Raw genomic sequence first — 11,265 nt, forward strand, 5'->3', positions numbered from 1 at the left:
CACATGAACGATGCATCGTCCCACAAAGAACGGCCACAAGGCTGGCGGCCGGCGACCTATTACCCCGATCCGGCGATAAGTGCACTCGATCCCCGCTTCGAAAAATACTGGCTGAAGCTTTCCGCCGTGGAACGTCTGGCCACCGGCCTGCGCTGGGCCGAGGGGCCGGTCTGGTTCGGCGATGGGCGGTATCTGCTTTGCAGCGACATCCCGAACCAGCGCATCATCAAATGGGAGGAGGAGACCGGCGCCGTCTCCGTTTTCCGCAAGCCCTCCAATTTCGCCAACGGCAACACCCGCGACCGCCAGGGCCGGCTGGTCACCTGCGAGCATGGCGGGCGCCGCGTGGTGCGCACCGAATACGACGGCAGCATCACCGTGCTGATGGATTCCTTTGGCGGCAAGCGGTTGAACTCGCCGAACGACGTCGTGGTGAAGTCCGACGGCTCCGTCTGGTTCACCGATCCGACCTTCGGCCTGCTCGGCAATTACGAGGGCTACAAGGCCGAGCCCGAGATCGACCCGAACGTCTACCGGCTCGATCCCGCAACCGGCAAGGCGACCATCGTCGCCGAGGGCGTGCTCGGACCCAACGGACTGTGCTTCTCGCCGGACGAGAACATCCTTTACGTCGTGGAATCGCGGGGCGTACCGAACCGCAAGATCCTCGCCTATGACGTCTCGGAGGACGGCACCACGATCTCGAACAAGCGCATCTTCATCGACGCGGGTCCGGGCACGCCTGATGGCATGCGCTGCGACATCGACGGCAATCTCTGGTGCGGCTGGGGCATGGGCGATCCTGAGCTCGACGGCGTCGTGGTGTTCGCGCCCGACGGCGTCATGATCGGCCGCATCGCCCTGCCCGAGCGCTGCGCCAATCTCTGCTTCGGCGGCGTCAAGCGCAACCGCCTGTTCATGGCGGCGAGCCAGTCGATCTACGCGCTGTATGTGAACACGCAGGGCGCGGTGGGGGGATAGGCGCAGCCTTTGTAGGGTTGGCAAAGCGCAGCGTGCCCACCACTTCACTTTCGTCGCGGAAATGGTGGGCACGTCGCTACGCTCCTTTGCCCGCCCTACGAAGTCCCTCCTCCGTTCCTTCTCGTGTCCCGGACGCGCTGCAACGCTCTTTGCGTTGCGGCGCAGAGCCGGGACCCAGAAGGCCTCACAAACCGCTGCAGCATGGGCCCCGGCTCTGCAGCGTACGGCCGAAGAGGCACTACGCTGCGTCCGGGGCACACGACCTGAGCCTCGCGCGTAAGGATCAAACAAAAAACGCCGGAGCGGTTGCCCGCTCCGGCGTCATGTTCTCGTTCGGGCGAAGAAGCTTACGCCGCGTTGAAGCCGGCGACGGCCTTCACCTCGAGGAAGTCCTCGAGGCCGTACTTGCCCCATTCGCGGCCGTTGCCCGACTGCTTGTAGCCGCCGAACGGCGCGGAGCGGTCGTTGGGCACGCCCTGGAGGTTGACGTTGCCGGCGCGGATCTGGCGGGCGACACGCTTGGCGCTCTCGACCGTGTCGGCCGAGACATAGCCGGCAAGACCGTAGGGCGTGTCGTTGGCGATCTGCACGGCGTCGGCTTCGTCCTTGGCGCCGATGATAGTCAGCACCGGTCCAAAAATCTCTTCGCGGGCGATCGTCATGTCGGGAGTGACGTCGGCGAAGATGGTCGGACGGACGTAGAAGCCCTTGTTGACGCCCTCGGGCAGGCCCGGACCGCCGGCGACGAGCGTTGCGCCCTCGTCGATGCCCTTCTTGATGAGGCCCTGGATCTTGTCCCACTGGCCGCGGTTGACCACGGGGCCGATGGTGGTGCCTTCGGCGCGCGGATCGCCCGCCTTGGTCTTGTCGGCGACCGCCTTCGCGATCGCGGCGACTTCCTTCATCTTCGACAGCGGCACGATCATGCGCGAGGGCGCGTTGCAGGACTGGCCGGAGTTGTTGAACATGTGCATCACGCCGCCGGTCACAGCCTTCGTGAGGTCGGCGCCTTCGAGGATGACGTTCGGCGACTTGCCGCCGAGCTCCTGGCTGACGCGCTTCACGGTCGGCGCGGCGCGCTTCGCAACATCGATGCCGGCGCGGGTCGAGCCGGTGAACGAGATCATGTCGATATCGGGATGCTCGCTCATGGCGGCGCCGACCTCGGGGCCGAGGCCGTTGACGAGGTTGAACACGCCCTTCGGCACGCCGGCTTCATGGAGGATTTCCGCGAAGATCAGCGCCGAGGTCGGGGTGAACTCCGACGGCTTCAGGATCATGGTGCAGCCGGCGGCAAGCGCCGGCGCGACCTTGCAGGCGATCTGGTTGAGCGGCCAGTTCCAGGGCGTGATCATGCCGACCACGCCGATCGGCTCGCGCAGCACCATGGCGGTGCCGACCGGCTCCTCGAAATGATAGTTCTTGAGCACGTCGAGCGTGGTCATGAGATGACCGAGGCCGGCGCCGGCCTGCAGCTTCTCCGCCATCGGCAGCGGCGCGCCCATCTCGTCGGAGACGGCGGCGCCGATCTCCTTGAGGCGACCCTTGTAGATCTCGATGATTTTCGAGAGCAGCGCGACGCGCTCCTCGCGGCTGGTCTGGGAGAACGTTGCAAAGGCGCGCTTCGCGGCGGCAACGGCCTTGTCGACATCGGCCTTGGAGCCGAGCGCAACCTCGTACATCGCCTCTTCCGTCGCCGGATTGACCACGGCGGTGGACTTCTTGACGGCGGGATCGACCCAGGCGCCGTCGATGTAGAATTGCATGCGATTGACCATCGTTAACCTCTTCTTGGGGGCATGGTGGGGGCGTTTCGGCAGGCATCCTTGCACGAAAGCGCCGGCAATTGAACCCGCCATATGCGGGGCCAGCGTTGCGGCGGACGGGCGGAATATGGGGCGTGCGTCGGACCGAGGCAAGCACGCCATGGGTCCCGGCTCAGCGTCGCGTCATTTCATGCCGCGCCGCGTCCGGGACACGAGACCGCGCGGAGGCGAACCACGCTCGTGCCCCGGACGCAGCGCAGCACTTCTTCAGTGATGCGCTGCAGAGCCGGGGCCCATCTCCCGCGAACTCAAACCGCCATCTTCCGATGCAGCACCGGCGCGCCGGTGGTGAGGCTTTCGGCCGCATCGATGATGGCGTTGGCGTCGATGCCGTAGTGGCGGTAGAGGTCGGCGATGGTGCCGGTCTGGCCGAACTGCTCGACGCCGAGTGCCTCGACGCGGTGGCCGCGGACGCTGCCGAGCCAGCCGAGCGCGGACGGATGGCCGTCGATCACGGTCACGATGCCGCAGTCGCGCGGCAGCGGTGCCAGCAGCTTCTCGATGTGGCTGAGGTGCTGCACGCCGCGGCGATCGCGGCGCAATTTCCGTGCGGCGGTCCATCCGGAATGCAGGCGGTCGGCCGAAGTGATTGCGAGCAGACCGATGTCGCGGCGGCTCTCGCCGATGAAGCCGGTCGCCTCGATCGCTTCGGGCGCGACCGCGCCGGTATAGGCGATCACCAGCTCGGCATTGGGCCCGGGCTTGCGCAGCCAATAGGCGCCATCGGCGATGCCTTGCTGAAGCTCCGGCGTCATGATCCGCTGCGCCTGCTCGATGCTGCGCGTCGACAGCCGCAGATAGACGGAACCGCCCTCGCCCGGATCGCGCTGCATGTGATTGAAGCCCCAACCCATGATCACCGCGAGTTCGTCGACGAAGGCCGGCTCGAACGAGGCGAGCCCGTCCTGCGCCATGCCGATCAGCGGCGTCGCGATCGACTGGTGCGCCCCGCCTTCGGGCGCGAGCGTGATGCCTGATGGCGTCGCCGCCACCATGAAGCGCGCATCCTGGTAGCAAGCATAGTTCAGCGCATCGAGCCCGCGCTCGATGAAGGGATCGTAGAGCGTGCCGACCGGCAGCAGCCGCTCGCCGTTGATCTGGTGCGACAGGCCGAGCGCGGAGAGCATGATGAACAAGTTCATCTCGGCGATGCCGAGCTCGAGATGCTGGCCCTTGGGCGAGGCGTCCCAGTTGTAGGTGGAGGGAATTTTCTCGCTGCGGAATAAGTCCGCCTTCTCGGCGCGCGCAAACAGGCCGCGCCGGTTCACCCATGGGCCGAGATTGGTCGAAACGGTGACGTCGGGCGAGGTCGTGACGATGCGCCTGGCTAGCTCACTGTCGCTGCGGGCGATCTCGTTCAGCACGAGGCCAAAGCCCTGCTGGGTCGACATCTGCGGCGCCGGCTTGAAGGCGAGCTGCTGTGGCACCTCGACGACGGGCGCGGTCAGCCGGCGGCCGTCCTGGTTGAACGGCACGCGCGCGAGGAACGCGTCGAGCTCGGCTGGAGCTAGCGCGAGGCCCTCGTACTTGTCCCATTCGTGGCCGGGCCGGATGTTCTGGCTCTCGCGATATTTCTCCATCTGCGCGACCGTCATCAGGCCGGCATGGTTGTCCTTGTGGCCCTGGAACGGCAGGCCGACGCCCTTGATGGTGTAGGCGATGAAGCAGACCGGGCGGTCGTGATCGATGGACTCGAACGCCTCCAGCATGCTCGCCATGTCGTGGCCACCGAGGTTCGACATCAGCGCCAGCAGCTCCTCGTCGCTGCGCTTGTCGATCAGTTTTGTGATCGGACCCTGGTCGCCGATCTCGTCGTGCAGATGCTTGCGGAAGGCCGCGCCGCCCTGGAAGCAGAGCGCCGCATAAAGTGCGTTCGGACAATTGTCGATCCAGCGCTTGAGCGCCTCGCCACCGGGCTCGGCGAAGGCCTCGCGCATCAGCCGGCCATATTTCACGATCACCACGTCCCAGCCGAAATTGCGGAACATGGTCTCGAACTTTTCCCAGAGCCCCTCGCGCACGACGGCGTCGAGCGACTGGCGGTTATAGTCGACCACCCACCAGGTGTTGCGCAGGCCGTGCTTCCAGCCCTCCGCGAGCGCCTCGAAGATGTTGCCCTCGTCCATCTCGGCGTCGCCGACCAGCGCGATCATCCTCCCTTCGCGGCGATCCTTCATCCAGCCGTGCGCCTTGACGTAGTCCTGCACCAGCGAGGCGAACAGCGTCTGCGCGACGCCGAGGCCGACCGAGCCGGTCGAGAAATCGACGTCGTCGACGTCCTTGGTGCGCGAGGGATAGGACTGCGCGCCCTTGAAGCCGCGAAAATTCTCCAGCTTCTCGCGGCTCTGCCGGCCGAACAGATACTGGATGGCGTGGAACACCGGGCTCGCATGCGGCTTCACCGCGACGCGGTCCTCAGGGCGCAGCACGTGGAAATACAGCGCCGACATGATGGTCGCGAGCGAGGCCGACGAGGCCTGGTGGCCGCCGACCTTCAATCCGTCCGCGTTGGAGCGGATATGGTTGGCGTGGTGGATGGTCCATGACGACAGCCACAGCGCCTTGCGGCCAAGGGCGGTCAGGGTTTCAAGACGCGCGGAATCGACGGGCATGGCGATGCTCCGGAAGATGACGCCCCGATGATACGCCTGCCAGCCTCGCCAAACTTCTCAATTTTTCGCGCCATACCTGCCGATATTGGGATATTTTACCAATCGAATGCCCCCTGACCCAGGTTTCATCCCAATGCCCGAGCTCGACGCTATCGACCGAAAGATCCTCGCTTTGCTCCAGACCGACAGCCGGCTGACCATGCAGGAGCTCGCCGACAAGGTCGGGCTTTCGGTGTCGCCCTGCCATCGCCGGGTCAAGCTGCTGGAGGAGCGCGGCGTCATCTCGCGCTATATCGCGACCGTCGACCAGAAGGCACTCGGCCTGCATGTCAGCGTCTTCATCTCGATCAAGCTGGCGCGACAGAAGGAGGAGGATCTGAACCGCTTCGCGCGCGCGATCTCGAAATGGGACGAGGTGCTGGAGTGCTATCTGATGACCGGCAACCGCGACTATCTCCTGCGCGTCGTCGCCGCCGACCTCGCCTCCTACGAGACCTTCCTGAAGACCAAGCTGACCCGGCTCGACGGCATCGCCTCGATCGAGTCGAGCTTTGCGCTGAGCCAGGTGAAATATTCGATCGCGCTGCCGGTGTGACGGCCCCGCCGGGCCGGAACCGGTGTCACATGGGCGCAATAAACCCCGCCGATGGTCACGGGCGACAGGCACCCTGCCGAAAGAAGGACCCATGACCGCATCCGACCGCACCCCTGAAATGGCCAAACGCGAGCGCATCATCCGGGAAATGACCGACGATCTCGACGAAGAGCTGGAGATGGAGCTCGATGACAGCAGGCTCGACGAGCTGCTGGACGAGACCGATGCGCTCCGCCCGACGGTGGATCGCAGGCTCTATTTCCGGGAATTGCTCCGCCTCCAGGGCGAGCTGGTCAAGCTCCAGGACTGGGTGCAGAGCGAAAAGAAGAAGGTCGTGGTGCTGTTCGAAGGCCGCGACTCCGCCGGCAAGGGCGGCGTGATCAAGCGCATCACCCAGCGGCTCAATCCCCGCATCTGCCGCGTCGCCGCCCTTCCGGCGCCGAGCGAGCGCGAGCGCTCGCAATGGTATTTCCAGCGCTACGTGGCGCATCTTCCTGCCGGCGGCGAGATGGTGCTGTTCGATCGCAGCTGGTACAACCGCGCCGGCGTCGAGCGCGTGATGGGCTTCTGCTCAGAGCACGAGTACCAGGAGTTCTTCAAGACGGTGCCGGAGTTCGAGCGGATGCTGATCCGCTCCGGCATCATCCTGGTCAAATACTGGTTTTCGATCACCGATGACGAGCAGCAGTTCCGCTTCAGCATGCGCATCAGGGATCCGCTCAAGCAGTGGAAGCTGAGCCCGATGGACGTCGAGGCTCGCAGCCGCTGGGAGCAGTACACCAAGGCGAAGGAGACGATGCTGGAGCACACCCACCTTCCGGATTCGCCGTGGTGGATCGTCGATGCCGTGGACAAGAAGCGCGCGCGGCTCAACTGCATCGCGCATTTGCTCAGCCAGATCCCGTACCAGGAGGTCGCACGCGTGCCGGTGGTGCTGCCGCCGCGCGTGCGCAACCCGGACTATCACCGCGGGCCGGTTCCGCCGGAGATGTATGTGCCTGCGAAATACTGACGGAGGTCTTGTAGGGTGGGTTAGTCGAGCAGATGCGCGAAGCGCGTCTGATCGGCGTAACCCACCTCTTCTGTCACCGCGGCAAGAGAAGTGGCGGGTCACGCCGTGCGGACTGCGCTTCGCGCAGCCGCAGTGCTAACCCACCCTACGACGCGAAAACTACCGCCACGGCTGCACGATGATCTTGGTGTGCGCCTCGGGATTGGCGAGGTCCGCGAAGGCCTTTGCGACGCCGTCGAGGCCGACTTCGGCCGTCACCATTGCTGCGGCGTCCACCTGCCCTTCGGCGATCAGGCGCAAGGAAGCTGCGAACTCGTCCGGCGTGTAGCCGAGCACGTACTGGACGTTGAGTTCCTTCATGATGCCGAGCATGGGCTCGTTTCTGTCGCTCTCCATGCAGACGCCGACCACGACGATCCTGGCATCGCGCGGCGCGCCCTCGAACACCTGCTGCAACAGGCCGGGCACGCCGACGCATTCGAAGATCAGCGCGGGCTTCAGCGCAGGCCACATGGCCTGGAACGGCGGCCGCGCCGCCTTTTCCGCCTCCGACATCTGGGCGTGCTCGGCCCAGTTGGCGTAGGGCTGCGACACCTTGGGATCGACGACGATATCGGCACCGAGCCTGGCCGCGAGCGCGCGCCGCGCCGGCGAATAGTCGGCGGCGACGATCGGATGCAGACCCCTGAACTTCAGCGCGGCAATCACCGCGAGCCCGACCGGGCCGCAGCCGATCACGAGCGGCACCTCGCCGCCGCTTATGTTGGCTTTTGCCACGGCGTGGACGCCGACGGCGAGCGGCTCGGTCAGCGCGGCATGTTCGGGGGCCAGACCGTTTGGCACCTCGAGCAGCAGCGCTTCGCTGAGCAGCATCGCTTCGGCATAGCCGCCGATATTGTCGTTGGAATAGCCGATGCCCTCGATGCCCTGCGGCGTCACCAGGGCCGGCAGCGAGCAGACATGGGTGCCGGGCTTGAGCTTGCGCGCGGTGCCGGGACCGTAGTCGACGATCTCGCAGCAGAATTCATGACCGAACACGACGTCGCGGGCGAGGTCCATCGGCTTGCGCCCGACCTTCCGCGCCATCTCCACCATGCGGTGGGCGTGCTGGCGCGCATGCAGGTCGGAGCCGCAGATGCCGCAGGCGAGCGTCTTGACCAGCACCTGGCCGGGGCCCGGCTTCGGCTCGGCCATCTGACCAACGACAATCTCACCGTTCCTGAAGATCGCGGCGCGCATCCGGCTCCTCCCGTGTTGTTGGAGCCATTGTTAGCACGACGCGCGAACTTGCGTTAGGCGTTCGGAGAACGCTCTTCCAGCACCAGGAGCTGGGCGCGGCGGACGCGCTCGCGATGCGCGATGTAGAGACCGCTGGCGACGATAAAGGCCGCGCCGACGACGGTCCAGGCATCAGGCACTTCGCCGAAGATGAAGAAGCCGAGAATGCTGACCCAGAGCAGCTGCGTATAGGAGAACGGCGCCAGCACCGAGGCATCGCCGTAGCGATAGGCGAGCACGACGATCCACTGGCCCGCCGTGGAGGCGACGCCGATGAAGATGCCGAGCGCAATCGCGGTCCAGGACGGCGTGACCCAGACGAACGGCACCATCGCGGTCAGGATCGCAAGGCCGGTCAGCGAGGAATAGGCCATGGTGGTGATGACCGCCTCGCGGCCGCTCATCATGCGCGTCAGGATCAGCGTGCCGGCCCAGCAGGCCGCCGAGACCACGGGGAAGAACGCGGCCAGATGAAACGCGCTGGTGCCCGGGCGCAGGATGATGAGCACGCCGATGAGACCGAGCGCGGTCGCGAACCAGCGGCGCATGCCGACCTTCTCGCCGAGGAAGACGATCGAGAGCGCGGTGACGAACAGCGGCGCGACGAAGCCGGTGGCGGAAGCTTCCGCGATCGGCAGGAAGCGCAGGCCGGTGATGAAGAACAGCGAGGAGCCGAGCAGCGCCGCACCGCGCATCACGTGCAGGCCGAGGCGCTGGGTGCGCATCGCGTAGAGCGGCGAAGCCGGCAGCATCACCGGCGTGAACAGCAGCGCGAAGGTGAGGAAACGGATCCATGTGATCTGGATCGACGGCAGGCTGGTCGAAAGATATTTCGCGGTGATGTCGGAGCAGCCGAGAAAGACCGTCGACAGCAGGATCAGCGCGATGCCTTTGAAGGGATGATCGACGCGCGCAGGCGCGCGGCGGCCGACGTTCTTCTTCTCCGGCATAGGCATGGAAATACTGTCGAGCCTTGCGGCTGCGGCGGGCGGCGGAGTCACGGCAGAAACTCTGGAAATATGCGAATCGGGGACGGCTGTAAAAAACGACAAATGCGCCGCGTTCACAACTTCCGAAAACAGGATGCCGATATGCGCTGTGGGCCGCGCGCGTCAATACTCCATTAAGAATGCGCGCTTGCTGCACTACAGCATGGGCAGACCTCGCGGCTTCGGACCGCGCGGAAACGCCGCATCCAGCGCGGCAATCTCCTCTTTCGTCAACACGAGATCGCCGGCGGCCGCATTCTCGCCGGCGTGTTCCGCCGACGACGCCTTCGGGATCGCGAACACCGTAATTGCACGGGTGAGGAAGCTCAGCGCGACCTGACGCGGTGTCACGCGCCGCGCCTCTGCGATGCGCGCCAGCACGGCGCCGCCCTTGCTGTTGCTTGCCGGAAAATCGTCATGGCCGAACGGCGAATAGGCGACGACCGCGACGCCGTGCCGCTCGCACCACGGGATCACGGCATGCTCGATCGCACGTTCCTTGAGATGATAGAGCACCTGATTGCAGGCGATGCGGCCCTCACCCGCGACATCGAGCATCTCATCGAGATCATCGGCATCGAAATTGGAGACGCCCCAGGATTTGATCTTGCCGGCCTTCACCAGCTCCTCGAATGCCGCGACAGTGTCTTCGAGCGGATAGGAGCCGCGCCAATGCAACAGATAGCAATCGAGGCGATCGGTCTTGAGCCGCTTCAGCGAGCGCTCGCAGGCGGTAATCGTGCCGCGGCGCGACGCATTGCTCGGCAGCACTTTCGAGACGAGGAACACGTCCTCGCGCCGGCCCGCGATTGCGTCCGCAATGACGAGCTCGGCATCGCCATACATCTCGGCGGTATCGATATGGGTCATGCCGAGATCGAGCCCGCGCTGAAGCGCCGCGATCGCGCGCTTGCGATCGCCGTGGTCGAGATACCATGTGCCCTGCCCGATGACGGAGACGTTGGCGCCGGTCTTGCCGAAGGGGTTTGTGTTCATGTTCGCTCCGATACCACACTTTCGCCCAGGCAACCGCCATCAAGCTCAAGAGTTCAATCCGCCGATGTCCGCGACCAGCACGCTGCCGGTCGCGGACTCCGTGATATAGAGACGATCCTTGCTTTCGCCACCGATCGCGACATTGGTGCAATTCGGCCCCGCACAGGACTTGATCCGCGCGATCAATTCGCCGTTCGGCGCGAACACGAAGACATGGCCGAGCGAGGCGTGGCCGACGAACAGACGGCCACGCGCGTCCATCGTCATGCCGTCGGGACCGCTGGTGCCGAACAGCGAGCAGAAGCGACCGACCTTCGACACGCTGCCGTCCTTCATGAACGGCAGCCGCCACACCGCGTTGTCGCGTGTCATCGCGACGAACAGCACGGTCTCGGTTGGATCCAGCACCAGGCCGTTCGGGCTGATACCGGTGTCGATGAGGCAGTCGAGCCTGCCGCTCGGCGTCAGCCGGTACACGCGGCCGCTCGGATCGTGCAGGCCGGTCTGGCCCTGATCGGTGAAATAGATGTCGCCGTTGGAGGCCAGATGCAGGTCGTTGCAGCCGCGGAAGGATTCCGAATTGCGCGCGGTCAGGAGGGGCTTGATGCGGCCGGCCGTCGCATCGAGCTCCATGATGCCGTGCATGTAGTCGGCGACGAGGATGCGGCCGTCGGCCGCGATCTTCAGTCCGTTCGGCCAGCCTTCATATTCGGCGATTTGCGACCATTCGCCGTCAGGCGCGATGCGGAAGATGCGGCCGAAGGGAATGTCGACGATGTAGAGATTGCCGTCCTTGTCGAATGACGGCCCCTCGATGAAGCTATCGGTCGCAACACCCGGTCGGTTGGCATCGGCCCAATCCGTCCGCACGCCCTTGCGGCGGAACTTGTCGGGCATGGCGGAGAAGAGTGTCGTCTCGATGAGACGCGGCGGCGTTTCCAGGTACATCATGGTTGTTATGGGGGCTGAGGGGAAG

Annotated in this window: 9 protein-coding genes; 3 read left to right on the forward strand and 6 right to left on the reverse strand. The window is 65.2% G+C overall.

All coding sequences use genetic code 11. The features are described from left to right. Positions 1–3 precede the first annotated feature (3 nt). Positions 4–981, forward strand: a complete 978-nt coding sequence (locus XI09_RS35860) for an SMP-30/gluconolactonase/LRE family protein (protein WP_271571090.1) — start codon at positions 4–6, stop codon at positions 979–981. A gap of 347 nt (positions 982–1,328) precedes the next feature. On the opposite strand, the gene XI09_RS35865 is transcribed toward XI09_RS35860, so the two are convergent. Both XI09_RS35865 and XI09_RS35870 read right to left on the reverse strand, forming a co-directional pair. Next, positions 1,329–2,759: an aldehyde dehydrogenase family protein gene (locus tag XI09_RS35865; RefSeq protein WP_271571091.1), complete on the reverse strand. Its 1,431-nt coding sequence runs from the start codon at positions 2,757–2,759 to the stop codon at positions 1,329–1,331. A gap of 296 nt (positions 2,760–3,055) precedes the next feature. Next, entirely contained in the window at positions 3,056–5,419 is a 2,364-nt protein-coding gene (locus XI09_RS35870; protein WP_271571092.1) for a transketolase, read from the reverse strand. 133 nt (positions 5,420–5,552) lie between these two features. On the opposite strand from XI09_RS35870, the gene XI09_RS35875 reads away from it, so the two are divergent. Then, on the forward strand, positions 5,553–6,014 hold the full coding sequence (locus tag XI09_RS35875; protein WP_074122330.1) for an Lrp/AsnC family transcriptional regulator: 462 nt from the start codon (positions 5,553–5,555) through the stop codon (positions 6,012–6,014). Positions 6,015–6,105: 91 nt separating this feature from the next. Then, the gene (ppk2, locus tag XI09_RS35880) at positions 6,106–7,026 is read left to right on the forward strand and encodes a polyphosphate kinase 2 (protein ID WP_271571093.1); all 921 of its coding nucleotides are present in this window, start codon (positions 6,106–6,108) and stop codon (positions 7,024–7,026) included. A gap of 159 nt (positions 7,027–7,185) precedes the next feature. Here the strand turns inward: ppk2 and XI09_RS35885 are convergent, their stop codons facing one another. The 4 genes from XI09_RS35885 to XI09_RS35900 form a co-directional block, all read right to left on the reverse strand. Further along, positions 7,186–8,265, reverse strand: coding sequence for a zinc-binding dehydrogenase (locus XI09_RS35885; RefSeq protein WP_271571094.1), 1,080 nt, complete (start codon positions 8,263–8,265; stop codon positions 7,186–7,188). A 53-nt stretch (positions 8,266–8,318) separates the two neighbouring features. Beyond that, on the reverse strand, positions 8,319–9,260 hold the full coding sequence (locus XI09_RS35890; RefSeq protein WP_271571133.1) for a DMT family transporter: 942 nt from the start codon (positions 9,258–9,260) through the stop codon (positions 8,319–8,321). A 189-nt stretch (positions 9,261–9,449) separates the two neighbouring features. Further along, positions 9,450–10,289 carry an aldo/keto reductase gene (locus XI09_RS35895; protein ID WP_271571095.1) on the reverse strand — a complete coding sequence of 280 codons (840 nt, stop codon included), beginning with the start codon at positions 10,287–10,289 and terminating at the stop codon, positions 9,450–9,452. A 45-nt stretch (positions 10,290–10,334) separates the two neighbouring features. Then, positions 10,335–11,237, reverse strand: a complete 903-nt coding sequence (locus XI09_RS35900) for an SMP-30/gluconolactonase/LRE family protein (RefSeq protein ID WP_271571134.1) — start codon at positions 11,235–11,237, stop codon at positions 10,335–10,337. Between the last annotated feature and the right edge of the window lie 28 nt (positions 11,238–11,265).

The organism is Bradyrhizobium sp. CCBAU 11386 (assembly GCF_028128955.1).
Lineage (GTDB): Bacteria > Pseudomonadota > Alphaproteobacteria > Rhizobiales > Xanthobacteraceae > Bradyrhizobium.